We start from the raw sequence: 23175 nt of genomic DNA, 5'->3' as shown, positions 1-23175 counted from the left end.
GCTTTTAGCGGCTGGCGAGCAATGCCTGACCGCGCGCCACGGCCTTCTTCACCTGCGCCGGCGCAGTCCCGCCGATATGGTCGCGGGCGTTCACCGAGCCTTCCAGGGTCAACACGGCGAATACGTCCTGATCGATCTGGTCGCTGAACTTGCGCAGCTCCTCCAGGCTCATTTCCGCCAGGTCCTTGCCGCTTTCCACGCCGTACTTCACGGCATGGCCAACGATTTCGTGGCAATCACGGAACGGCAGGCCGCGGCGTACCAGGTAGTCAGCCAGGTCAGTCGCGGTGGAGAAACCACGCAGCGCCGCTTCGCGCATCATCGCGTGCTTGGGCTTGATCGCCGGGATCATGTCGGCAAAGGCTCGCAGCGAATCGCGCAGCGTATCGGCCGCGTCGAACAGCGGTTCCTTGTCTTCCTGATTGTCTTTGTTGTAGGCCAGTGGCTGGCCCTTCATCAAGGTCAGCAGGCCCATCAGCGCGCCGAAGACACGGCCGGTCTTGCCACGCACCAGCTCTGGCACGTCCGGGTTCTTCTTTTGCGGCATGATCGAGCTGCCGGTGCAGAAACGGTCCGGCAGATCGATGAATTGGAACTGGGCGCTGGTCCACAGCACCAGCTCTTCGGAGAACCGCGACAAGTGCATCATCGCGATGCTCGCGGCCGAGCAGAACTCGATGGCGAAGTCGCGATCAGACACGTTGTCCAGCGAGTTGCCGCCCACGGCATCGAAGCCCAGCAACTGAGCCGTGAACTCGCGGTCGATCGGGTAAGTGGTGCCGGCCAGCGCGGCGCTGCCCAGCGGCATGCGGTTGGTGCGCTTGCGGCAGTCGACCAGGCGCTCATAGTCGCGGCTGAGCATTTCGAACCAGGCCAGCATGTGGTGCCCGAAAGTCACCGGCTGCGCGGTTTGCAGGTGGGTGAAGCCCGGCATGATGCTGCCGGCTTCGCGCTCGGCCTGCTCCAGCAAGCCTTTTTGCAGGCGGGTGATTTCGCTGAGGATCAGGTCGATCTCGTCACGCAGCCACAGGCGGATGTCGGTGGCGACCTGGTCGTTGCGGCTGCGCCCGGTGTGCAGTTTTTTACCCGTGACGCCGATGCGGTCGGTCAGGCGCGCCTCGATGTTCATGTGCACGTCTTCGAGGTCGATGCGCCAGTCGAACTGACCGGCCTCGATTTCACCCTGGATGGTCTTCAGGCCATCGGTGATGCTGTCGCGCTCGGCGTCTGTCAGCACGCCGACCTTGGCCAGCATGGTGGCGTGGGCGATCGAGCCCATGATGTCGTGGCGATACAGGCGCTGGTCGAAAGTGACGGAGGCGGTGAAGCGGGCGACGAAGGCGTCGACGGGTTCACTGAAGCGGCCGCCCCAGGACTGATTGGTCTTGTCAGTGCTCATGAATTCGCTCGTGTCGGCTGAAGAAAAAATGACGGTGGAAGCTGCCGCGGATAATAACAGGGTTGCCAATCCTGTCGCTGACGCTGGTCGACAGGTTTTTTTCACAAGGCGGGGTCCATACTCAGGACATGCCTTGTGGGAAATTGCGCAACGATATTTTCCGATTGAGCAATATCGTCCCTGCAACCGTCTACAGTTGGACAATAGGAACAGCGCACTTCTCGGCGCTGCGGCTGACTATAAGAAGAGGGGGTGTTCATATTGTGTATCGGCAAACCCTACGGCGATACCTCGCTTATGCGGGCCAGAGCCTCCAATCAATTGGCAGATGAAAATTTAGCCGCCGGTCTCGCGGCACTTTTTGGCCCTCGCGCTAGTCTTAGCGTGGATCGCGGTGACGGACGTCACTTCACCTGTCTACGCTATCCTTGTGCGAGACTCACGCAGGAATCCAGCGCAATATGAATGTCCTGATCGTTGATGACGAACCCCTAGCCCGCGAGCGCCTGAGCCGAATGGTTGGCGAACTCGAGGGATACACTGTCCTGGAGCCCAGCGCCACGAACGGCGAAGAGGCGTTAGCGCTGATCGACAGTCACAAGCCGGATATCGTGTTGCTCGATATCGGCATGCCAGGCCTTGATGGCCTGCAAGTGGCTGCCCGGTTGTGCGAACGCGAAACCCCGCCCGCCGTGGTGTTTTGCACCGGGCCCGATGAATTTGCCGTGGAAGCCCTGCAGGCCAGCGCCGTGGGCTATCTGGTGAAGCCTGTGCGAACCGAACATTTACATGATGCATTGAAAAAAGCCGAGCGGCCCAATCGCGTCCAGCTCGCCGCCCTGACCCGTCCAGCCGCCGAAAGCGGCAGCGGCCCCCGCAGCCACATCAGTGCCCGAACACGTAAAGGCATTGAGCTGATCCCGTTGGGTCAGGTGGTCTACTTCATTGCCGATCACAAATACGTGACCTTGCGCCATGAAGGCGGCGAAGTGCTGCTGGATGAACCGCTCAAGGCCCTGGAAGATGAATTCGGCGACCGTTTCGTGCGCATTCACCGCAACGCTCTGGTCGCCCGCGAACGCATCGAACGCTTGCAGCGCACGCCGCTGGGGCATTTTCAGCTGTTCCTCAAAGGCCTCAATGGCGATGCCCTGATCGTCAGCCGTCGCCACGTGGCCGGCGTACGAAAAATGATGCAACAGCTTTGATTCGCTGATCAGAAGCGAACTTCACACCCGTTTGTTGGACGTCCGGGGCCAGGGAGGCCACGTAGTTTCTGATACAAGTCAAAGTGGATTTGGCTGAGCTGTTATTATCCGCCGTATCTATTCAGTACGGATTGATCCATGTCCTCTCGCGAAATCCGCATCGCCACCCGCAAAAGTGCTCTTGCCCTGTGGCAAGCCGAATACGTCAAGACACGTCTGGAACAGGCTCATCCGGGCTTGCTTGTGACGCTGGTGCCCATGGTCAGTCGTGGCGACAAGCTGCTCGACTCGCCCCTGTCGAAAATCGGTGGCAAGGGCCTGTTCGTCAAGGAACTCGAAACCGCGTTGTTGGAAAACGAAGCCGACATCGCCGTGCACTCGATGAAAGACGTGCCGATGGATTTCCCCGAAGGCCTCGGTCTGTTCTGCATCTGCGAGCGTGAAGACCCGCGCGATGCGTTCGTTTCCAATACCTACGCCAGCCTGGATGAGTTGCCGCAAGGCAGCATCGTCGGCACCTCCAGCCTGCGCCGTCAGGCTCAGCTGCTGACTCGCCGCCCGGACCTTGAAATCCGCTTCCTGCGCGGCAACGTCAACACGCGCCTGGCCAAGCTTGATGCCGGCGAATACGACGCCATCATCCTCGCGGCTGCCGGCCTGATTCGTCTCGGCTTCGAAGATCGCATCACCTCGGCAATCAGTGTCGACGACAGCTTGCCGGCTGGTGGCCAAGGCGCGGTCGGCATCGAATGCCGTAGCGCCGACAGCGTAATTCACGCCCTGCTGGCGCCGTTGCATCACCAGGACACCGCCACCCGCGTGACCGCGGAACGTTCTCTCAACAAACATCTGAATGGTGGCTGCCAAGTGCCAATCGCCTGCTACGCCGTGCTTGAAGGCGAGCAGATCTGGTTGCGCGGTCTGGTGGGCGATCCGAGCGGCGGCCTGCTGCTCAACGCCGAGGCTCGTGCGCCAAGGGCCGATGCAGAAGCCTTGGGTGTGCAAGTCGCTGAAGACTTGCTGAGCCAGGGCGCCGCCGACATTCTGAAAGCGGTCTATGGCGAGGCAGGTCACGAGTGACGGGCTGGCGCCTGCTGCTGACGCGCCCCGCAGATGAGTCGGCGGCGCTGGCCAGCGTTTTGTCGCAAGCGGGGATTTTCAGCAGCAGTTTGCCGCTTCTGGAGATCGAGCCGATTGCTGTCTCTGACACAATGCGCGAGGTGATTCAGGGGCTGGATCGTTACTGTGCGGTGATCGTGGTCAGTAAACCGGCCGCGAGAATGGGCGTTGACCTGCTCAATCAGTATTGGCCACAGCCACCGTCCCCACGCTGGTTCAGCGTGGGCGCGGCGACGGCGCAGATCCTGGCGGATAACGGGCTGGACGTGAGTTTCCCCGCCGAGGGCGATGACAGCGAAGCCTTGCTTGAGCTGTCCTCGTTGCGCGAGGCGATTGCCCGACCCGATCCGCGGGTGCTGATCTTGCGCGGGGAGGGCGGGCGCGAGTTGCTGGCTGAGCGTTTGCGCGAGCTTGGTGCTAGTGTCGAGTATCTGGAGTTATACCGTCGTGGACTGCCTCACTACCCGTCGACGGTGCTGCCTGACCGGATCGAAGCGGAACGCTTGAACGGGCTGGTGGTCAGCAGTGGACAGGGTTTTGAGCACCTGCGCCAATTGGCAGGCGATGCCTGGCCTGAAATGGCGCGGTTGCCGTTGTTTGTTCCAAGCCCCAGGGTCGCCGAGCTGGCACGTGCCGCCGGGGCCCAAACAGTTGTGGATTGCCGTGGCGCCAGTGCCACGGCTTTGCTGACGGTGTTACGGGAGCATCCCGAACCCGTTCTCTAATGCAAAGGATGGATACGTGAGCGAAACAGCCTTGCCTAAAGATGACGTGCTGCCGGTGCTTGAAGCGCCGGTTGAAACTCCACCACCTGCCACAGTGCAGCGCCGGGGCAATGGGCTGGCAATCGTCGCGCTGCTGTTGGGCGCCGCCGGTGTTGCCGTGGGCGGTTGGGGTGTCTGGCAGGTGCGTCACCTGCAAGCCAACACTCAGCAGCAGTTGAGCCAGGTCCAGGCGTTGAGCGATCAGGCGCAGAGCCTGAAACTCAATGAACAGCGCTTGAGCGCGCGCCTTGAACAAATGCCTGCAGCCGAAGAACTGGACGCTCGCAGCCGTTTGGTGGCGCAGTTGCAAGGCGATCAGCAACGCTTGAATCAGCGTCTGGAAACGGTCCTCGGTGCGAGTCGCAAGGATTGGCGTCTGGCCGAAGCCGAGCACTTGTTGCGTCTGGCCAGCCTGCGCCTTTCTGCGCTGCAGGACATCAGCAGCGCCCAGGCCCTGGTGCAGGGTGCCGATGAAATTCTGCGTGAACAGAACGATCCCGGTGCCTTCGCAGCTCGCGAGCAAGTGGCCAAAACCCTGGTGGCGCTGCGCAGCACAGAACAGCCGGATCGCACCGGGTTGTTCCTGCGATTGGGCGCACTGCGCGATCAGGTCATCAACCTCACCGAGCTGGCCCCGAGTACAAGGATCGTGGCGAATCGCTGTTGGGCCTGACGGCCGATGGCGACGGAGCCAGTCGTTGGGCGCAGTGGTGGGATCAGATTTCGCGCTACATCCGCATCGACTTCAATGCTGACAAAAATGTTCGCCCATTGCTGGCAGGGCAGAGCCTCAGTCAGGTGCGTCTGGCGCTGAGCCTGGCGCTGGAGCAGGCGCAATGGGCCGCGCTCAATGGCCAGGCAGCGGTCTACACCCAGGCGCTGGCTGAGGCGCGTGATGTATTGACGGGCAACTTCAACCCGGACAACCCTCAAAGCAAAGTCATGCTTGAGCAGGTGGGCGAGTTGAGCAAGCAGCCGGTCACTGTGGTCACGCCGGACCTGACCGGGACATTGAGTGCGGTTCAGGGGTATCTGGAGCGGCGTAACGTCAACGCCGAAGACTCGATCAAACCGATGGCAAAACCGGCCGCGAACACTGCGCAGGAGGCCACGCCATGAAACGCCTCTATGTGATCGTGTTTCTGGTCATCGCCGCAGCCGCCGCACTGGGCCTGGCGATCGCCGAGCATTCCGGTTACGTGCTGATTGCCTACAAGACCTTCCGTTATGAAGCGAGTCTGTGGGCCACCCTGGCGTTGGTCGCAGTGCTCTGGCTGGTGTTCTGGGGCATCAAGGCGTTGGTTGAGCTGGTGATGACGTCCAGCGGCGTGGTCAATCCGTGGTCGCGGCGCAATCGCAGCCGTCGGGTGCAAGTGGCGATCGAACACGGTCAGCTGGACCTGGCGGAAGGTCGCTGGGCCAGTGCGCAGCGTCATTTGCATCGCGCCGCCGAAGCCGAGCGCCAGCCGCTGCTCTACTACCTTGGCGCCGCACGCGCCGCCAATGAACAAGGTCACTACGAGGAATGCGACAACTTGCTGGAGCGCGCCCTCGAACGCCAGCCCCAGGCGGAGTTGGCGATTGCCTTGAGTCACGCCCAGTTGCAGAACGACCGTGGCGACACCGAAGGCGCCCTGGTGACCCTGCAAGCCATGCACGAGCGTCATCCTCATAACGTCCAGACCTTGCGCCAGTTGCAGCGTCTGCATCAGCAGCGCGGCGACTGGTCGGCAGTGATTCGCCTGCTGCCGGAGCTGCGCAAGGATAAAGTCTTGCCTCCCGCCGAGCTGGCCGATCTGGAGCGACGGGCGTGGGGTGAAAACCTTTCCCTGGCGGCGCATAAGGAAGCGGACGGCACGGTGGGTTTGCAATCGCTCAATCGCGCCTGGCAGCAACTCACCTCGGCTCAGCGCCAGGAGCCTCAGTTGGTGCTGGCCTATGCCGAGCAACTGCGGCAACTGGGTGCACAGGTCGAAGCGGAGGAGGTTCTGCGCACAGCGCTGAAGCGCAAGTACGACAGTCATCTGGCGCGTCTCTACGGTCTGGTGCGTGGTAGCGATCCGGCTCGTCAACTGCAAATGGCGGAGGGTTGGCTCAAGGATCATCCGGCCGACCCAAGCCTTCTGCTGACACTCGGCCGCCTGTGCCTGCAAAGCAGTCTGTGGGGCAAGGCGCGGGACTATCTGGAAAGCAGTTTGCGGGTCCAGCGCAACCCGGAAGCCTGTGCGGAACTGGCGCGGTTGCTCGCTCAGCTCGGCGACACAGAGCGCAGCAATCAGCTGTTTCAGGAAGGTCTGGGTCTGCTGGATGAGCGCCTGCTGGCGGCACCACTCCCAGCGCCCGTTTACGCCTGACGTATTCCTTCTGTAGCAGCTGGTGCAGCCTGCGTCCGGCTGCGAAGCAGTTGTAAAGCGAGCACCACGGTTTCATCAGGCCAATCGCGTTTAAGTGTATGACGACTGCTCAGCAGCCGGATGCAGGCTGCGCCTGGGGCGGGAGTCGTTCCTGGGCGCGATCCGGCCGCTCGAATTTCGCTGAATGTTTAGCTTTGTAATCCCTGATCGGCTTTGTCCTACACGGGACTTCATCAAGTCCTCCCGACGCTGTCGGGAATTCCCTACACTTCTGGTGAAGTGTCCGTGCCGGCCCGCCTTGAAAGGCTGGCGCGCTTTCCTCTACCGTAACCGCCTGTCTCTACTGTTACGGATAAGCCATGTTTTTGGCCTGCTCACGCTCCTTGTTTTTCATGGCTTTTATTGCAGGTGCCTTGGCCTTGGGCGTTTCCTATTACCTGGAATACGCAATCGGCCTCAAGCCTTGCGGGTTATGCCTTTTGCAGCGAGTCTGCCTGGCGTTGTTCACCGGTGTCTGCCTGACAGCTTCGGTGCATGGCCCCGGCCGCTTCGGGACTTTTCTTTATTGGCTGCTCGGTTTGTCATGCAGTCTCGCCGGTATGGTCGCGGCGTGGCGGCAAGTCTTGTTGCAAAGCGATCCGGCGCATCAGCTATCGACCTGCTCTACCAATCCGCAGGCCTTATACGAGAACGTGCCCTGGCTGTGCAAAGTGACGCGGATGTTCAAAGGGGACGAAGATTGCGCAGAAATCTCCTGGACGCTGTTCGACCTGAGCATCCCGGAGTGGAGTCTGCTGCTCTTCATGGCGGTGACAATTCTGAGTGTTTATCTGCTGCTGCGCGTTGTCTGGCTTGCCTGCAAGCGACCGCTCAGCGGCGTGTCGTCGCACCGGGGGCTGGCGGGTGATTAAACACTTGTATGAACTTTATCTCCTGCGTACCTTGAAGCCATTGTCGCGCGGGCATAATCTGGCCCGCACGTGTCATTGGAATTATGTTGCTCGATGGCGCTCTGCCTGGCCGATTCTTGATTATCAAGACTGCGACAGGTGTAGGGCAGCATGACCCACAAGGGAAGAGAGATCACCATGCTCGAAAGTTGTCAGAATGCTCAGGAACGTTGGGGTGGAGTGCATCTGCTGATCGATCGCTGGTTGCAGGAGCGTCACGAACTGGTTCGAGCCTACGATGCTCTCGGTGCCAAGCCAGAGGCTTTGGGCGAAAACCGAAAGCCGTTGCAGGAATTCTGCGGCGTGCTGGTCGACTACGTGTCTGCCGGGCACTTCGAAATCTACGAACAGCTGACCGGCGAAGCCAAGGCTTTTGGCGATACACGCGGGCTGGAGCTGGCCGAGACGATTTACCCGCGCATCGACGTCATCACCGAGAAGCTGCTGGCGTTCAACGACCTGTGTGATGCAGGCAAGTGCGTGGCAGAGAAATTCAAGGAGCTGGGCGGGCTGTTGCACGAACGCTTCGAACTGGAAGATTGCCTGATCGAAGTGCTGCACACTGCTCACAAGGAAGAGGACTCGGTTCAGGCCTGAACCTCTCCTGCAAGACTAAAAAACGGTGCGCTATGCGCGCCGTTTTTCGTTCTCGGTTTTCAGCTTGTGGCACCGCGCAATTCGACTTCGAACACCAGCGGCGTAAACGGAGCGATCAGGTCGCCGGCACCGTCCGCGCCATAGGCTTGCGACGATGGAATCACCAGGCGCCATTTCGCACCGACCGGCATGTTTTGCAATGCGCTGCGCCAGCCGCTGATTACGCTATCCAGACTGAACCACTGCGGCTTGCTGTTCTGATCGAACACGGTGCCGTCGGGAAGGCGTCCGACATATAAAACTTCGACCTTGCCATCAGGGCCTGCCTTGGCCCCCGTGCCCGGTGCCAACTCGGTCAGCAAAATGCCATCCGCCAATTCACGAACACCCGGTTTGGCTTTTTCCTCGGTGAGAAAGCGCTGCTCTTTTTCCAGCGCGACTTCACTTTGTGGCAGGGCGGGTTGCTCGGCGACCTGGGCTTCGTGCTCGGCCAGAATCTGTTCGATCTGCTCGTCTTTCAATGCCAGTGGCTTGCCTTGATAGGCTTGTTGCAGACCGTCGAGCAATGCCTGGAGTTGCAGATCCGGCACCTCTTGGCGCAAGCGTTCACCCAGGCTCGCACCCAGGCTGTAAGCAAGATCGTGAGCCTCGTTCGGGGTGGTTTTTTCGGCGGCCTGGGCCACGGAAAAAAACACACACAACGATAAAAAAAAGTAGCGCGACATGGGCACACTCCGATCTGAGATGCGGTGGATTATGCCAGTGTGAGTGCGCTCAAAGGTGAACTGGTTTTGCACCCGCGCAGAAGAATTTCAATCTGTTGCAACGCAGCGCTTTCGATACTGTCAACATGCCCTAGCGGCGGTGTCATCAGAGGTCTAGTATGAGCCGCACCCACGTCAGCCAGGAGGTAAACCATGTCGGCCACCAAGAAGCCTGTAAATACCCCGTTGCACTTACTCCAACAACTCTCGGGCAGCCTGCTCGATCATTTGGAAAACGCTTGTTCCCAAGCCTTGGCTGATGCTGAAAAACTGCTCGCCAAACTGGAAAAGCAGCGCGGAAAAGCGCAGGAGAAATTGCACAAATCCCGTACCAAGTTGCAGGACGCCGCAACTGCCGGTAAAGCCAAGGCACAAACCAAAGCGAAGGGTGCGGTGAAAGAACTTGAGGACTTGCTCGATGCCCTCAAGGATCGTCAATCCGAAACGCGCAGCTACATTCTGCAACTCAAGCGCGATGCTCAAGAAAGCCTGAAACTGGCCCAGGGTATCGGTCGTGTACAAGAGGCTGTCGGCAAGGCGTTGTCCCTGCGTTCGGCCAAGCCTGCTGCGGCACCTGCCAAGAAAGCCGCTGCCAAACCGGCGGCTGCCAAAGCACCGGCCAAGCCTGCTGCCAAACCTGTCGCCAAAGCGCCGGTGAAAGCCGCAGCAAAACCTGCGGCGAAAAAACCGGTTGCTGCCAGCGCTGCAAAACCAGCGGCTAAATCGACGGCTGCCAAAACTGCCGCCAAGCCAGCTGCTGCCAAAACGGCCGCCGCTAAACCTGCTGCAAGAACCGCTGCTGCGAAACCGGCTGTGGCGAAAACCGCAGCGGCAAAACCAGCTGCAAAATCGGCTGCTGCGAAGCCTGCTGCAAAACCTGCCGCTGCAAGAACTGCTACCGCCAAGCCAGCCGCAAAACCTGCCGCGGCTAAAACCGTTGCCGCAAAACCGGCTGCAAAAGCGGCGGCGAAACCCGCTGCTAAACCCGCTGCCAAAGCTGCCGCCGCGAAACCCGCTGCCGCCGCCAAGCCAGCTACTGCAGCGAAACCAGCAGCCAAACCAGCTGCAGCAAAACCTGCTGCCGCGAAGCCAGCTGCAAAACCTGCCGCCAAACCGGCCGTGAAAAAGCCTGCCGCTGCTGCCAAGCCAGCTACTGCGCCAGTTACCAAGCCAGCGACTCCAGCTGCATCGGCTTCGCCAGCGGCAGCAGCCACCCCCTCGACCCCATCGACTGCGCCAACGCCAGCCGCACCGTCGAGCACCAGCACCACCCCAGCCAGCGCTTCTTAAGTGCCGGTTGCCGCGACGCGCAGCTGATGCAGCGCGTCGCGGTTCAGGTGGGCGGCGCCTGCCGCCACACCTTCCAGCCAGGCCGTTGAATCGGTCACCTCATACTGCGGCCAACTCTGCGCCACACGTTCCAGTCGCAACAGCAGATGCCGTTCGGCTTCCATCTCCAGTGCTTTCACTTGTTCGCGCAGATCATCCAGTCCGGCATCCTCGCTGGCGGCGGCTTTCCATTGCATTCGCAAGGCGCGCAACGGTTGCACGACATCTGCGTCCCAAGGTCCGGCTATATCGCGAAGCAACTGCAAGCGTTGTTCGTTACAGGTGACGCCCCGTTCTCCCAGCCACAACGCGCATAGCAGCAAGCACACGTTCACACCCGCCGACTGCAACGTCAGGCACGCGTCTTCAATGCCGGGACGCGCGTAGGTGGTAAGGGAAAAGCTCCACAGGTCAGAGGACATAGTGCTACTCGCGCCAGTTGCGAGCGAAGCTGGTAGACTCCGCCGCCATTATGATTCGACTTCAGAACCTGACTTTACAGCGTGGCCCTCAACGTCTGCTAGAAGACGCTGAGCTGACCCTGCACGCCGGCCACAAAGCCGGCCTCATCGGTGCCAACGGCGCCGGCAAATCGAGCCTGTTCGCCTTGATTCGGGGCGAGCTGCACCCGGACTCGGGTGACTGCTTCCTGCCGGCCGACTGGCGCATCGCCCACATGCGTCAGGAAATCGAGACCCTCGAACGCCTGGCGGTCGACTACGTGCTCGATGGTGACCTGCGCCTGCGTGAGGTGCAACGCGACCTCGCCGCTGCCGAAGCATCGCATGACGGCGCCGCTCAGGCCCGTCTGCACGCGGAACTCGACAGTGCCGACGGTTACACCGCCGACGCCCGGGCTCGCAAGCTGCTGGCCGGTCTTGGGTTCACTAACGAGCAAATGGATCGTCCGGTAGGAGATTTCTCTGGTGGCTGGAGGATGCGTCTGAACCTGGCGCAGGCTTTGATGTGCCCCTCGGACCTGTTGCTGCTCGACGAACCGACCAACCACTTGGACCTCGACGCCATCATCTGGCTCGAAGAATGGCTGAAAAGCTATCCCGGCACCTTATTGCTGATTTCCCACGACCGGGATTTCCTTGATGCCGTGGTCGATCACGTGGCCCACGTCGATCAGCGCAAGATCACCTTGTACCGTGGTGGTTATAGCGCCTTCGAACGTGCCCGAGCCGAACGCCTGGCCCAGCAACAGCAGGCCTACGAGAAGCAGCAGGCGCAACGTGCGCACATGGAAAGCTACATCGCCCGCTTCAAGGCCCAGGCCACCAAGGCCCGTCAGGCCCAGAGCCGGATCAAGGCGCTGGAGCGGATGGAAGAGCTGTCCGCCGCCCACGTCGATTCGCCGTTCGACTTCGTCTTCCGTGAATCGCAGAAAATCTCCAGCCCTTTGATCGATCTGTCGGACGCTCGCCTGGGTTATGGCGACAAAGCCGTGCTGGAGAAGGTCAAGCTGCAACTGACCCCCGGTGCGCGGATCGGTTTGCTTGGCCCGAACGGTGCCGGTAAGTCGACCCTGATCAAGAACCTCGCCGGTGAACTCTCGCCGTTGGCCGGGCGCCTGACCCGTGGTGAGAACACCGTCGTCGGCTACTTCGCCCAGCATCAGCTCGATTCCCTCGATTCCAAGGCCAGCCCATTGCTGCACTTGCAGCGTCTGGCGCCGACCGAACGCGAGCAGACCCTGCGCGACTTCCTCGGCGGTTTCGACTTCCGTGGCGCGCGTATCGACGAGCCGGTGCTGAATTTCTCCGGTGGCGAAAAGGCCCGTCTGGCCCTGGCATTGATTGCCTGGGATCGGCCGAACCTGTTGCTGCTCGACGAACCGACCAACCACCTGGACCTCGAAATGCGCCTGGCGCTGACCATGGCCCTGCAGGAATTCAGTGGCGCGGTGCTGGTGGTCTCTCACGATCGTCATTTGCTCAAAAGCACCACCGATAATTTCTATCTGGTGGCCGACGGCAAGGTCGAGGAGTTCGACGGCGATCTGGAAGACTACGCCCGCTGGCTGGTCGACTACCGTCAGCGCAATGCGCCGGTCAGCAACACCCCGGTCAACCCGGACAAGACCGACAAGAAGGCCCAGCGCCAGGCCGCTGCTGCGTTGCGTCAGCAACTGGCACCGCACAAGCGTGAGGCTGACAAGCTCGAAACCGAGTTGGGCAAGCTGCACGAGAAACTGGCGAAGATCGATACCAGCCTCGGCGACAGTGATATTTACGAACCGGCGCGCAAGAACGATTTGCGCGATCTGCTGGCTGAACAGGCCAAGTTGAAGGTGCGTGAAGCCGAACTCGAAGAAGCCTGGATGGAAGCCCTGGAACTGCTCGAAAGCATGCAGGCGGAGCTGGAGGCGCTGTCTTGATGGAAGCCTTCAAGCTGCCGCTGCCGGCGGGGTGGGGCGAGCCGATCTGGTTCGCTGCGCAAATCCTGCTGATTCTGTTGGCGGGTTACTTTGCCCAGCGCTTCGTCGCTAAATGCCTGACGCGCCTGGGCGAGCGCTACCCGTTTCCACCGCAACTGCTGATGCCGCTGCGCGGAGGTTTGCGCTGGCTGATCATGGGCAGTGCGCTGATTTTCGTACTCGAACGCCTCGGAGTCTCGGCCACCGTGCTCTGGACCGCGTTGTCCGGGTTTGTTGCGGTCGCGGCAGTGGCGTTCTTCGCCATGTGGAGCGTGCTGTCCAACCTGCTGTGCGCGATCCTGATCTTCACCGTCGGCCCGTTCCGCATCGGTGACGTCGTCGAACTGGTGGACACCACCGACAAGCCCGGCGTCAAAGGCCGGGTGGTGGCGATCAATCTGCTTTACACCACGCTGATTGAAGCGGAAGAACTAGGGACGGGTAGCGCCATGGTGCAAGTGCCCAACAGCCTGTTCTTCCAGCGCTCGGTTCGACGCTGGCGCGGCACGGATGTGTTTCCGTTGAGCGGGATCGAAAAGTAAGCCTTCTGTTGCCTGACCGTCCGCCTTCGCGAGCAAGCCCGCTCCCACAGTTGACCGCGTTTTTGTTTAGAGACTCGGTTTAATGTGTTAGCGGGCTTGCTCGCGAAGGGGCCCTAAAGTCATAAAACGCTGGTCGGCAGTCGCTCTATCCTTCAAAAAATCGGTAGTCATCAGCCCAAAGCCGCATTAGCTTAGACGTCTGTCACAAGTCTGAGTCGAGGTGTGCAATGGAGCTTCAAACATGGCTGGCGTTTTTTGCCGCCTGTTGGGTGATCAGTCTGTCTCCCGGTGCCGGCGCCATTGCGTCGATGTCCAGCGGTCTGCAATACGGTTTCTGGCGCGGTTACTGGAACGCCCTGGGCCTGCAATTGGGCCTGGCGGTACAGATCGCGATTGTCGGCGCCGGTGTGGGCGCGATTCTCACGGCATCAGCCACCGCTTTCTATGCGATCAAATGGTTCGGTGTGGCCTACCTCGTTTATCTCGCGGTCAAGCAATGGCGCGCGCTGCCCAGCGACATGAGTGACGACGCGGCCGTGCGTCAGATCGGCAAGCCGCTGGCTTTGGTGTTCCGTGGGTTCCTGGTCAATATCAGCAATCCCAAGGCTCTGGTGTTCATGCTGGCGGTGTTGCCGCAGTTCATTGATCCTCACGCACCGCTGCTCGCTCAGTACCTGATCATTGGTGTGACCATGGTCTGCGTCGACCTGATCGTCATGGCCGGGTACACCGGGTTGGCGTCGAAGGTGCTGCGCCTGTTGCGCACGCCCAAGCAGCAAAAACGCATGAACCGGACCTTTGCCGGGCTGTTCATCGGTGCGGCGGCGTTTATGGCGACATTGCGCAAAGCTGCGGTTTAAAGCACCAAGGAACACAAAAGGCGACCTCCGAGGTCGCCTTTTTCATGTCCGGAGCCCCTGCAGAAACGCCGGTACTTGCTAACAAAGCTTGAGTGAAAGTCATTGGAAGTGAACAATGTGTTACTTCGTATTTCCAATTGAGATTCATTCATGACTGCCCCGTCCCGTTTCCTGGCCTGGCTGGTGTTGCCGCTGTTTGCCTTGTGCAGTTTCAATCTGCTGGCGGACACCGTGGAAGGCGCGCCGCAAGCTCTGCATTTGCTCGATTACATCGGCGCGGATTACCCGCAGACGGTGCAAGCGGGCAAGGTCATCGACGAGTCCGAATACCGCGAGCAGCTGGAATTCATCAAGGTGCTGCAAGGCTTGATCGCGGCGATGCCGGCCAAGCCGGAAAAAGCCGGGCTGGAGCAGGGCGTCAGCACGCTACGCAGCGCCATTAGTGCCCGTCAGGACGGTGCGGACGTGGCCCGTCAGGCTCGGCAGCTGGGTGCGAAGCTGGCCGTGGCCTATGAAGTCAGTCAGGCGCCGATCATTACCCCGGATCCGACCCGTGGTGCACCGCTTTACGCCCAGCATTGCTCGGTCTGCCACGGCGATACGGGGGCCGGTGACGGCCCGGCCGGTGTCGGTCTGACGCCGCCGCCAGCCAATCTGCGTGACACGGCGCGCCTGGATCACCTGAGTCTGTACGCGATCTACACCACAGTGGGCCTGGGCGTCGAAGGCACGGACATGCCGGCCTTCGCCGATCAACTGGACGATCGCCAGCGTTGGGACCTGGCAACCTACATCGCCGGTTTCAGCGCCGATCCGGCCGCCGCCACATCCGAAAAGACTTACAACATCGCCGACCTTGCTCGTCAGACGCCAGCCGAAGTGCAGGCCGCCGATGGCCCGCAAGCCGCCGCGACGTTCCGTGCGCAGCGGGCGCAACCGCCGCAGGTCAAGCGCGGCCCGGCGCAGTTGCTCGACTACACCGCCGCCACCCTGGACAAGAGCCTCGCGGCCTACCGTGCCGGTGATCATGATCAAGCCTATGACTTGTCGGTAGCGGCGTATCTGGAAGGCTTCGAACTGGTCGAGAGCTCGCTGGACAACGTCGACGCCAACGTGCGCAAGGACACCGAAAAGTCCCTGATGGCGTACCGTCAATCGTTGCAGGACGGTTTGCCGGTGGCCCAGGCCCAGCAGCGTCTGGACGCGGCCAAGGCCAAGTTGAAGGAGTCCGCCGGGCTGCTGGGCAGCGACGGCTTGAGCTGGTCCTTGAGCTACATCTCCGGTTTGCTGATTTTGCTGCGTGAAGGCCTCGAAGCGATTCTGGTGCTGGCGGCGATCCTGGCGTTCCTGCGCAATACCGGCCAGCAATCGGCGGTTCGCAGCGTCAACGTCGGTTGGGGCCTGGCGTTGTTGGCGGGTCTGGCGACCTGGGCACTGGCGGCCTATGTGATTGATGTCAGCGGTTCGCAGCGTGAATTGCTGGAAGGTGCGACGGCGTTGTTTGCCGCCGTCATGGTGCTCTGGCTCGGCGTGTGGATGCACGACCGTCGTCACGCGGCAGCCTGGCAGGATTACATCAAGAGCAGCCTGGTGGGCGGCGGCGGACGCTTCGGCTTTGCGACGCTGGCGTTTTTCTCGGTGTATCGCGAGCTGTTTGAAGTGATTCTGTTCTACGAAACCCTGTGGCTGCAGGCGGGGCCTGCGGGGCATAACGCAGTGTTGGCCGGTGGTGCAACGGCGCTGGTGTTGCTGGTCGGGCTGGCGTGGGTGATCCTGCGTGGCTCGCAGAAACTGCCGCTGTCGTTGTTCTTCAGCATCAACGCCGGTCTGCTCTGCGCGCTGTCGGTGGTGTTCGCCGGGCATGGCGTGAAGGCGTTGCAGGAAGCCGGAATCTTCGGAACCCGGCCGGTGCCGTTCTTTGACTTCGACTGGCTGGGGATCCACGCGGATGCGTATTCGCTGAGTGCCCAGTGCGTGGCGATCGTTGCGATTGTGGTGCTGTATGGCCGTAGCTGGATGGCGGAGAAGCGGCGGGTGCAGGTTTCTTAAGAGCATTCGCTGCGCTCATATTCGCGGGCAAGCCTCGCTCCTACAGGTTGTACGCGGCCCCAAATAACGCGCGAATCCTGTAGGAGCGAGGCTTGCCCGCGAAGCTTTTAACGGAGGGAAACACAATGCGCGTATGGATCGATGCCGACGCCTGCCCACGGGCGGCGAAGGATCTGGTGGTGAAGTTCGCTCTCAAGCGCCAGTTCGAAGTGGTGCTGGTGGCGGGGCAGCCACAGATCAAACCTGGCCTGGCTCTGGTGAAGCTGATCGTGGTGCCCAGCGGCCCGGATGCCGCCGATGACTATCTGGTGGAACACGCGGTGCCAGGTGAACTGGTGATTTGCAGCGATGTGCCGCTGGCCGATCGGCTGGTGAAAAACGGCGTTTCAGCGCTGGACCCGCGGGGGAAGGAATTCGATGCGCAGAACATGGGCGATCGGTTGGCAGTGCGTAACCTGTTCACCGATCTGCGTGAACAAGGCCAGATGAGCGGCGGGCCGGCGCCGTTTGGTGAGCGCGAGAAGCAGGCGTTCGCCAATGCGCTTGACCGGATACTCACTCGGCTGACCCGTAAAGCCTGAGCCTTACTCAAATCAAAGGTGGGCGCGAGCAGGCTCACTCCCACAATTTGACCGCGTTAAGCGTCGTTTTCGTGGGTCAGTTCGAGGACACGGTCAACCAGTTTGTTGATCCCCGAGGCGGCTTCGCTGATGCTCTGGGCCAGCATATAAGCCGGGGTGCAGACGAGTTTGCGCGCCTTGTCTTCGACGATGTCGCTCACTGCGCAATCCTGGTGAGTGGCGCCCATCTTGTTCATGGCGGCGGCGGTATCGGCGTCGCTGCCAATGGTGCAGGTCACGCCTGGCCCATAGATTTTGGCCGCCAGCGCCGGCGAAATGCACATCAACCCCACCGGTTTGCCCGCTTCGGCAAACGCTTCGGTCAACGCCAGGACGTCCGGTTGAACGGTGCAACCGGCGCCTTCGATGGCGAAGTTCGACAGGTTCTTGGCCGCGCCAAACCCACCCGGCACGATCAGCGCGTCGAAGTCTTCGACGCTGGCCTCACGAATGTCCTTGATGTTGCCCCGGGCGATCCGCGCCGATTCCACCAGCACGTTGCGTGACTCGGGCATTTCGTCGCCGGTAAGGTGATTGATCACATGCAATTGCGAGATATTGGGGGCAAAGCACTGCACCTCGGCGCCACGCTGGTCCAGGCGCAGCAAGGTAATCACGCTTTCGTGGATCTCGGCGCCGTCGTACACGCCACAGCCGGAAAGGATCACTGCAATTTTTTTGCTCATGGGTTTTTCTCCAGATTCATGGCGTTAAATGTCCACTAATTTGTCACTCGTTGCCATAGGGTTAATTCGCGGCTACACCTAGCATCTGTCCTCAAGATTCCGATCAGGGCGCGTCAATGGACTTCATTCTGTATGCGGTGCCGTTTTTCTTTGTGCTGATTGCCGTCGAGCTGCTGGCGGACCGTTGGCGCGGGTTGAGCAATTATCGGCTGGCGGACGCGATCAACAGCATCAGCACCGGGGTGTTGTCGACCACTACCGGCCTGTTGACCAAAGGCGTCGGCCTGGTGACCTATGCGTTTGCCCTCAAGCACCTGGCGCTGTTCGAACTGTCGGCCGACAGCGTCTGGGTCTGGGTGTTTGCCTTCGTCCTCTATGACTTCTGCTACTACTGGCTGCACCGTATGGGCCATGAGCGCAACATCCTCTGGGCCGCGCACTCGGTGCATCACCAGAGTGAGGACTACAACCTCTCCACGGCCCTGCGCCAGACCAGTACCGGCTTTCTGCTGAGCTGGATTTTCTACCTGCCGATGGCGGTGCTCGGCGTGCCGTTGCTGGTGTTCATCAGCGTTGCCGCACTCAACTTGCTCTATCAGTTCTGGGTGCATACCAAACACATCCCAAAGCTCGGCTGGTTCGAGTGGTTCTTTGTCACGCCGTCCAATCATCGGGCTCACCATGCACAGAACGCTCTCTACATGGATCGCAACTACGGCGGGGTGTTCATTATTTGGGACCGTCTATTCGGCTCGTTCCAGGAAGAGGACGACAACGAGCCGGTGATTTTCGGCGTGACCACGCCGTTGGCAAGCTGGAATCCGTTGTGGGCGAACGTGCAGTTTTACGCACAGCTTTGGGATGACGCGCGACGGGCTGAAACCACATGGGACAAGCTGCGGATCTGGTTCATGCGCACCGGCTGGCGGCCGGCGGATGTGGCGGCCAAGTACCCGATGAACAAACCGGACCTGAGTCAGTTCCGCAAATTCGAGGTGCCGCTGGACGGGCGTCAGCAGGTGTATGTGGCGTTGCAGTTCTGCGTTTACATCGCGCTGGGCAGCTATTTGATGAACCTTGAGCCACGTTTGCCGACTGCCGCGCTGGTGTTGGGCTGGGGCGCAGTGGCGTTCGGCTTGTTTACGTTGGGCATGGCCCTGGAGAATCGCCCGCAGGCGTTGAAACTGGAGCTGCTGCGCCTGGCATCGAATGTGCCGCTGGTGTGGCTGGCGCCCGTGGTCGGGCTGTGGCCGGCCAGCGCAGTGGGCTGGATCGGCCTGTTCAGCTACAGCCTGCTCAGCGGCATCGGTCTCTACTGTTGCAGGGACCGCTTCACTCGGTTGGCGTCTTAGTCTCGGCGGCCTTGGCCAGCTCGGCTTGCTCGTCGGCGTAGATCTTCTTCGCCAGACGGGCATTCTTGAAACGCCGGCGCAGCCACAAGCCCAGGCCCAGTACCAGCAGGGCACCAAGCACCCACAGCTCGTACTTCTTGACGCTGCCCAGCATGCCCTCAAGCACCGCGCCGAAGTGATACGCCGCTGCGGCCAGTGCGGTCGCCCAGATCGCAGCACCAATCCCGTTGAGCAGCAGATAACGCCCCGGCGGATATCCCGACAGGCCGATCGCCACCGGCATGACCGTGCGCAATCCATAGACGAAGCGGAAACTCAGCACCCAGATGTCCGGGTGTTTGCGGATATGTTCCAGCGCCCGGTCACCCATCAGTTGCCAGCGTGGTTTGCGCGCCAGCAATTTGCGACCGTGTTTTCGCCCGAGGAAATACCACAGCTGATCGCCGGCATAACTGCCACAGAACGCCACGATCGTGACGATCTTGATGTCCATGTATCCGCGGAACGCGAGGAAGCCTGCGAGCACCAGGATGGTTTCGCCTTCGAAGAACGTGCCGAGAAAGAGGGCGAAGTAGCCGAATTCCTGAAGAAATTGTTGGAGCATTGTCTGGATGCTGGCGAAATGAACGCGCAGCCTAACCCTTCGTGCACATTCATGAAAGTGTCCAAATGTGTCTCGACGTGAACATTTCCTACAAGGACAATGGAATGCGACTACCTGCCGCAGGGGTGCACATAACTGTAATACCACGGTCATAATGGCCGCTTATAACTGTCACGCTCGCACGCCAGCGGGCTCAGGAGTCTGCCGTGAGCTTTACCCCCGCCAACCGTTTGTTTCCTGCAACCCGCCTGCGTCGCAATCGCCGTGATGATTTTTCGCGTCGACTGGTCCGTGAAAACGTTCTGACCGTCGACGATCTGATCCTGCCGGTGTTCGTGCTGGACGGTGAAAACCGTCGCGAAGCAGTCGCGTCGATGCCGGGGGTTGAGCGTCTGACCATCGATCTGTTGCTCGAAGAAGCGGCCAAGTGGGTCGAACTGGGGATTCCGGCATTGGCGTTGTTCCCGGTCACGCCCCCGGAGCTCAAGTCCCTGGACGCCGCTGAAGCCTGGAACCCGAACGGCATCGCCCAACGCGCCACCCGCGCCTTGCGTGCGCAGTTCCCGGAACTGGGTGTGATCACTGACGTCGCTCTGGACCCGTTCACCACCCACGGCCAGGACGGCATTCTCGACGAAGAGGGCTACGTGCAGAACGACATTACCGTCGATGCCCTGGTCAAGCAGGCGCTATCCCACGCCGAGGCCGGCGCACAGGTGGTAGCCCCGTCGGACATGATGGACGGTCGCATCCAGGCCATCCGCGAAGCGCTGGAGCTGGCCGATCACGTCAACGTGCGGATCATGGCTTACTCTGCCAAGTACGCGAGCGCCTATTACGGCCCGTTCCGCGATGCGGTAGGTTCGGCGCTGAACCTGGGCAAGGCCAACAAGGCCTCCTATCAGATGGACCCGGCCAACAGCAACGAAGCCCTGCACGAAGTGGCGGCGGACTTGTCAGAAGGCGCGGACATGGTCATGGTCAAGCCAGGCATGCCGTATCTGGACATCCTTTACCGGGTCAAAGAAGAATTTAAAGTGCCGACCTTTGTTTATCAGGTCAGCGGTGAATACGCCATGCACATGGCGGCCATCCAGAATGGCTGGTTGAGCGAAGGGGTTATCCTCGAATCCCTGACCGCTTTCAAACGTGCAGGAGCTGATGGCATCCTGACTTACTTTGCCGTGCGCGCCGCTCAATTGTTACGAGAGCAGAAATAGCCCTCCCAGGAACATTCCATGAATACCGAAGGACTCACTGAAGTTGCCGTAAAAGAAGCTCAACCCGTGGTCGAGCAAATCGCCGAGACGCCGCCGGAGCTGGAACCCGCTCCACCCGCGGCGGTGACCGAAACCGCAACAGCGGCGCCAGCGATTGCGATTCCCGGTCTGGATGACAGCAGCCTGTATATCCATCGCGAGCTCTCGCAACTGCAGTTCAACATCCGCGTGCTGGAACAGGCGCTGGATGAGTCCTACCCGTTGCTGGAGCGGCTGAAGTTCCTGCTGATCTTCTCCAGCAACCTGGACGAGTTCTTCGAGATTCGCGTGGCTGGCCTGAAGAAGCAGATCACCTTCGCCCGTGAGCAGGCCGGTGCCGATGGTCTGCAACCGCATCAGGCCCTGGCCCGCATCAGCGAGCTGGTACACGGTCACGTCGACCGTCAGTACGCGATCCTCAATGACATTCTGTTGCCGGAACTGGAAAAACATCAGGTCCGCTTCATCCGTCGGCGTCACTGGACCACCAAGATCAAGACCTGGGTGCGCCGCTATTTCCGCGACGAGATCGCGCCGATCATCACCCCGATCGGCCTCGACCCGACGCACCCGTTCCCGTTGCTGGTGAACAAGAGCCTGAACTTCATCGTCGAGCTCGAAGGCATCGACGCCTTCGGTCGCGATTCCGGTCTGGCGATCATCCCCGCGCCACGCTTGCTGCCGCGCGTGATCAAGTTGCCGGAAGAAGTGGGCGGCTCGGGCGACAACTATGTGTTCCTGTCGTCGATGATCCACGCGCACGCCGATGACCTGTTCCAGGGCATGAAGGTCAAGGGCTGCTACCAGTTCCGCCTGACCCGAAACGCTGACCTCGCGGTCGATACCGAAGACGTGGAAGACCTGGCCCGCGCCCTGCGCGGCGAGCTGTTCTCCCGTCGCTACGGTGACGCGGTGCGCCTGGAAGTGGCCGACACGTGCCCGAAACACCTGTCCGACTACTTGCTCAAGCAGTTCAACCTGCACGAGACCGAGCTGTATCAGGTCAACGGTCCGGTCAACCTGACCCGCCTGTTCAGCATCACCGGCCTGGACAGTCAGCGAGCGCTGCAATACACGCCGTTCACCCCGCAGATCCCGAAACTGCTGCAGAACAGCGAGAACATCTTCAGCGTGATCAGCAAGCAGGACATCCTGCTGCTGCACCCGTTCGAGTCCTTTACTCCCGTGGTCGACCTGCTGCGCCAGGCCGCGAAGGACCCGCATGTATTGGCGGTCCGCCAGACCCTGTACCGCTCCGGCGCCAACTCGGAAATTGTCGATGCGCTGGTGGATGCCGCGCGTAACGGCAAGGAAGTCACCGCGGTGATCGAGTTGCGTGCGCGCTTCGACGAAGAGTCCAACCTGCAACTGGCCAGCCGTCTGCAAGCGGCCGGTGCGGTGGTGATTTACGGCGTTGTGGGCTTCAAGACCCACGCCAAGATGATGCTGATTCTGCGTCGCGAAGCCGGCGAGATCGTGCGTTACGCCCACTTGGGTACCGGCAACTACCACGCGGCCAACGCCCGCTTGTACACCGACTACAGCTTGCTGACCTCGGACGACGCCTTGTGCGAAGACGTCGGCAAACTGTTCAGCCAGCTCATCGGCATGGGGAAAACCCTGCGCATGAAGAAGCTGCTGCACGCGCCATTCACGTTGAAGAAGGGCATGCTCGACATGATTGCCCGGGAAACCCAGTTCGCCCTCGATGGCAAACCGGCGCACATCATCGCCAAATTCAACTCGCTGACCGATCCGAAGATCATCCGCGCGCTGTACAAGGCCAGTCAGTCCGGGGTGCGTATCGATCTGGTGGTGCGCGGCATGTGCTGCCTGCGTCCGGGTATCGCCGGGGTGTCGCACAACATCCATGTGCGCTCGATCATCGGGCGTTTCCTGGAGCACACCCGGGTGTTCTACTTCCTCAATGGCGGTGAAGAGCAGATGTTCCTGTCCAGCGCCGACTGGATGGAGCGCAACCTCGACAAGCGCGTAGAGACTTGCTTCCCGGTCGAGGGCAAGAAGCTGATCATGAGGGTCAAGAAAGAGCTGGAGCTTTATCTGACCGACAACACCCACAGCTGGAGCCTGCAGGCGGACGGTCGCTACATCCGCAACACGCCGACCGGCAACCAGAACCCGCGCAGCGCGCAGGCGACCTTGCTGGAGCGGCTGGGCAGCCCGATTCTCGCCGTTCGCTGACGCAGATTCGGTTGGGCAAAAAAAGGGCGATCCACATGGATCGCCCTTTTTGGTTTCAGCTTCCTACCTGTGGCGAGGGAGCTTGCTCCCGCTGG

General features: G+C 60.8%; 20 protein-coding genes and 1 pseudogene. 16 read left to right on the top strand and 5 right to left on the bottom strand.

The features are described from left to right. Positions 1–4: 4 nt before the first annotated feature. Complete coding sequence (argH, locus tag HP062_RS19785) at positions 5–1399, bottom strand: argininosuccinate lyase (RefSeq protein ID WP_010465079.1); 1395 nt, start codon at positions 1397–1399, stop codon at positions 5–7. Between the two features lie 461 nt (positions 1400–1860). Between argH and HP062_RS19780 the strand changes: the two genes are divergently transcribed. The 7 genes and pseudogenes from HP062_RS19780 (at position 1861) to HP062_RS19750 (ending at position 8391) form a co-directional block, all read left to right on the top strand. Further along, complete coding sequence (locus HP062_RS19780; RefSeq protein WP_010465077.1) at positions 1861–2607, top strand: LytTR family DNA-binding domain-containing protein; 747 nt, start codon at positions 1861–1863, stop codon at positions 2605–2607. Between the two features lie 138 nt (positions 2608–2745). Then, entirely contained in the window at positions 2746–3687 is a 942-nt protein-coding gene (hemC, locus tag HP062_RS19775; protein ID WP_010465075.1) for a hydroxymethylbilane synthase, read from the top strand. Continuing rightward, the gene (locus HP062_RS19770; protein ID WP_172791910.1) at positions 3684–4451 is read left to right on the top strand and encodes a uroporphyrinogen-III synthase; all 768 of its coding nucleotides are present in this window, start codon (positions 3684–3686) and stop codon (positions 4449–4451) included. The genes hemC and HP062_RS19770 overlap by 4 nt, the downstream gene beginning before the upstream one ends. Before the next feature lie 16 nt (positions 4452–4467). Beyond that, positions 4468–5609 (top strand): annotated as a pseudogene (locus HP062_RS19765) (uroporphyrinogen-III C-methyltransferase). Next, positions 5606–6844, top strand: a complete 1239-nt coding sequence (locus HP062_RS19760) for a heme biosynthesis protein HemY (RefSeq protein WP_172791909.1) — start codon at positions 5606–5608, stop codon at positions 6842–6844. Before HP062_RS19765 ends, HP062_RS19760 begins: the two are co-directional and overlap by 4 nt. A gap of 359 nt (positions 6845–7203) precedes the next feature. After that, entirely contained in the window at positions 7204–7755 is a 552-nt protein-coding gene (locus HP062_RS19755; RefSeq protein WP_077747152.1) for a disulfide bond formation protein B, read from the top strand. A 177-nt stretch (positions 7756–7932) separates the two neighbouring features. Next, entirely contained in the window at positions 7933–8391 is a 459-nt protein-coding gene (locus tag HP062_RS19750) for an Rsd/AlgQ family anti-sigma factor (RefSeq protein WP_007899333.1), read from the top strand. A gap of 59 nt (positions 8392–8450) precedes the next feature. Here HP062_RS19750 and HP062_RS19745 read toward each other — a convergent pair whose 3' ends face one another. Next, a complete protein-coding gene (locus HP062_RS19745) occupies positions 8451–9116 on the bottom strand; it encodes an FKBP-type peptidyl-prolyl cis-trans isomerase (protein ID WP_083375484.1) in 666 nt (221 codons plus the stop codon). A 192-nt stretch (positions 9117–9308) separates the two neighbouring features. On the opposite strand from HP062_RS19745, the gene HP062_RS19740 reads away from it, so the two are divergent. Then, positions 9309–10445: an AlgP family protein gene (locus HP062_RS19740; protein ID WP_172791908.1), complete on the top strand. Its 1137-nt coding sequence runs from the start codon at positions 9309–9311 to the stop codon at positions 10443–10445. Here HP062_RS19740 and HP062_RS19735 read toward each other — a convergent pair. Further along, positions 10442–10906 carry a TIGR02444 family protein gene (locus HP062_RS19735; RefSeq protein ID WP_010465061.1) on the bottom strand — a complete coding sequence of 155 codons (465 nt, stop codon included), beginning with the start codon at positions 10904–10906 and terminating at the stop codon, positions 10442–10444. The genes HP062_RS19740 and HP062_RS19735 overlap by 4 nt on opposite strands. A gap of 50 nt (positions 10907–10956) precedes the next feature. Here HP062_RS19735 and HP062_RS19730 point away from each other — a divergent pair, with 50 nt between their 5' ends. From HP062_RS19730 to HP062_RS19710, 5 genes are all read left to right on the top strand, one after another. Beyond that, the gene (locus HP062_RS19730) at positions 10957–12867 is read left to right on the top strand and encodes an ATP-binding cassette domain-containing protein (protein WP_077747154.1); all 1911 of its coding nucleotides are present in this window, start codon (positions 10957–10959) and stop codon (positions 12865–12867) included. Beyond that, the gene (locus HP062_RS19725) at positions 12867–13448 is read left to right on the top strand and encodes a mechanosensitive ion channel family protein (RefSeq protein WP_172791907.1); all 582 of its coding nucleotides are present in this window, start codon (positions 12867–12869) and stop codon (positions 13446–13448) included. The genes HP062_RS19730 and HP062_RS19725 overlap by 1 nt, the downstream gene beginning before the upstream one ends. A gap of 227 nt (positions 13449–13675) precedes the next feature. Beyond that, on the top strand, positions 13676–14308 hold the full coding sequence (gene rhtB / locus HP062_RS19720) for a homoserine/homoserine lactone efflux protein (protein ID WP_010465055.1): 633 nt from the start codon (positions 13676–13678) through the stop codon (positions 14306–14308). 150 nt (positions 14309–14458) lie between these two features. Then, positions 14459–16357: an FTR1 family protein gene (locus HP062_RS19715; protein ID WP_172791906.1), complete on the top strand. Its 1899-nt coding sequence runs from the start codon at positions 14459–14461 to the stop codon at positions 16355–16357. A 125-nt stretch (positions 16358–16482) separates the two neighbouring features. Further along, complete coding sequence (locus tag HP062_RS19710; RefSeq protein ID WP_010465051.1) at positions 16483–16938, top strand: YaiI/YqxD family protein; 456 nt, start codon at positions 16483–16485, stop codon at positions 16936–16938. A gap of 56 nt (positions 16939–16994) precedes the next feature. Here the strand turns inward: HP062_RS19710 and elbB are convergent, their stop codons facing one another. Further along, complete coding sequence (gene elbB / locus HP062_RS19705) at positions 16995–17663, bottom strand: isoprenoid biosynthesis glyoxalase ElbB (protein WP_083375489.1); 669 nt, start codon at positions 17661–17663, stop codon at positions 16995–16997. A gap of 116 nt (positions 17664–17779) precedes the next feature. Between elbB and HP062_RS19700 the strand changes: the two genes are divergently transcribed. Further along, positions 17780–19015 (top strand): sterol desaturase family protein, encoded by a 1236-nt coding sequence (locus HP062_RS19700; RefSeq protein WP_172791905.1) that lies wholly within the window; start codon positions 17780–17782, stop codon positions 19013–19015. Here HP062_RS19700 and HP062_RS19695 read toward each other — a convergent pair. Further along, entirely contained in the window at positions 18996–19619 is a 624-nt protein-coding gene (locus tag HP062_RS19695) for a DedA family protein (protein WP_077747159.1), read from the bottom strand. The two genes, HP062_RS19700 and HP062_RS19695, sit on opposite strands and share 20 nt — an antisense overlap. A 206-nt stretch (positions 19620–19825) precedes the next feature. Here HP062_RS19695 and hemB point away from each other — a divergent pair, with 206 nt between their 5' ends. Next, entirely contained in the window at positions 19826–20839 is a 1014-nt protein-coding gene (gene hemB / locus HP062_RS19690) for a porphobilinogen synthase (RefSeq protein WP_008150323.1), read from the top strand. An 18-nt stretch (positions 20840–20857) separates the two neighbouring features. Beyond that, positions 20858–23080 carry a polyphosphate kinase 1 gene (gene ppk1 / locus HP062_RS19685; RefSeq protein ID WP_010465040.1) on the top strand — a complete coding sequence of 741 codons (2223 nt, stop codon included), beginning with the start codon at positions 20858–20860 and terminating at the stop codon, positions 23078–23080. Positions 23081–23175: the final 95 nt, after the last annotated feature.

Source organism: Pseudomonas sp. B14-6, assembly GCF_013260315.1.
Classification (GTDB): Bacteria; Pseudomonadota; Gammaproteobacteria; order Pseudomonadales; family Pseudomonadaceae; genus Aquipseudomonas; species Aquipseudomonas mandelii.
This window is presented reverse-complemented; position numbering and strand designations above follow the sequence as displayed.

What these genes read in the sequence shown, in the direction of transcription:
- HP062_RS19725 (WP_172791907.1), top strand. Translation starts at nt 12,867, where the DNA reads ATGGAAGCCTTCAAGCTGCCGCTGCCGGCGGGGTGGGGCGAGCCGATC.
- HP062_RS19780 (WP_010465077.1), top strand. Translation starts at nt 1,861, where the DNA reads ATGAATGTCCTGATCGTTGATGACGAACCCCTAGCCCGCGAGCGCCTG.
- elbB (WP_083375489.1), bottom strand. Translation starts at nt 17,663, where the DNA reads ATGAGCAAAAAAATTGCAGTGATCCTTTCCGGCTGTGGCGTGTACGAC.
- HP062_RS19695 (WP_077747159.1), bottom strand. Translation starts at nt 19,619, where the DNA reads ATGCTCCAACAATTTCTTCAGGAATTCGGCTACTTCGCCCTCTTTCTC.
- HP062_RS19730 (WP_077747154.1), top strand. Translation starts at nt 10,957, where the DNA reads ATGATTCGACTTCAGAACCTGACTTTACAGCGTGGCCCTCAACGTCTG.
- rhtB (WP_010465055.1), top strand. Translation starts at nt 13,676, where the DNA reads ATGGAGCTTCAAACATGGCTGGCGTTTTTTGCCGCCTGTTGGGTGATC.
- HP062_RS19740 (WP_172791908.1), top strand. Translation starts at nt 9,309, where the DNA reads ATGTCGGCCACCAAGAAGCCTGTAAATACCCCGTTGCACTTACTCCAA.
- HP062_RS19710 (WP_010465051.1), top strand. Translation starts at nt 16,483, where the DNA reads ATGCGCGTATGGATCGATGCCGACGCCTGCCCACGGGCGGCGAAGGAT.
- HP062_RS19700 (WP_172791905.1), top strand. Translation starts at nt 17,780, where the DNA reads ATGGACTTCATTCTGTATGCGGTGCCGTTTTTCTTTGTGCTGATTGCC.
- HP062_RS19750 (WP_007899333.1), top strand. Translation starts at nt 7,933, where the DNA reads ATGCTCGAAAGTTGTCAGAATGCTCAGGAACGTTGGGGTGGAGTGCAT.
- HP062_RS19715 (WP_172791906.1), top strand. Translation starts at nt 14,459, where the DNA reads ATGACTGCCCCGTCCCGTTTCCTGGCCTGGCTGGTGTTGCCGCTGTTT.
- HP062_RS19755 (WP_077747152.1), top strand. Translation starts at nt 7,204, where the DNA reads ATGTTTTTGGCCTGCTCACGCTCCTTGTTTTTCATGGCTTTTATTGCA.
- hemC (WP_010465075.1), top strand. Translation starts at nt 2,746, where the DNA reads ATGTCCTCTCGCGAAATCCGCATCGCCACCCGCAAAAGTGCTCTTGCC.
- HP062_RS19745 (WP_083375484.1), bottom strand. Translation starts at nt 9,116, where the DNA reads ATGTCGCGCTACTTTTTTTTATCGTTGTGTGTGTTTTTTTCCGTGGCC.
- argH (WP_010465079.1), bottom strand. Translation starts at nt 1,399, where the DNA reads ATGAGCACTGACAAGACCAATCAGTCCTGGGGCGGCCGCTTCAGTGAA.
- HP062_RS19760 (WP_172791909.1), top strand. Translation starts at nt 5,606, where the DNA reads ATGAAACGCCTCTATGTGATCGTGTTTCTGGTCATCGCCGCAGCCGCC.
- ppk1 (WP_010465040.1), top strand. Translation starts at nt 20,858, where the DNA reads ATGAATACCGAAGGACTCACTGAAGTTGCCGTAAAAGAAGCTCAACCC.
- HP062_RS19735 (WP_010465061.1), bottom strand. Translation starts at nt 10,906, where the DNA reads ATGTCCTCTGACCTGTGGAGCTTTTCCCTTACCACCTACGCGCGTCCC.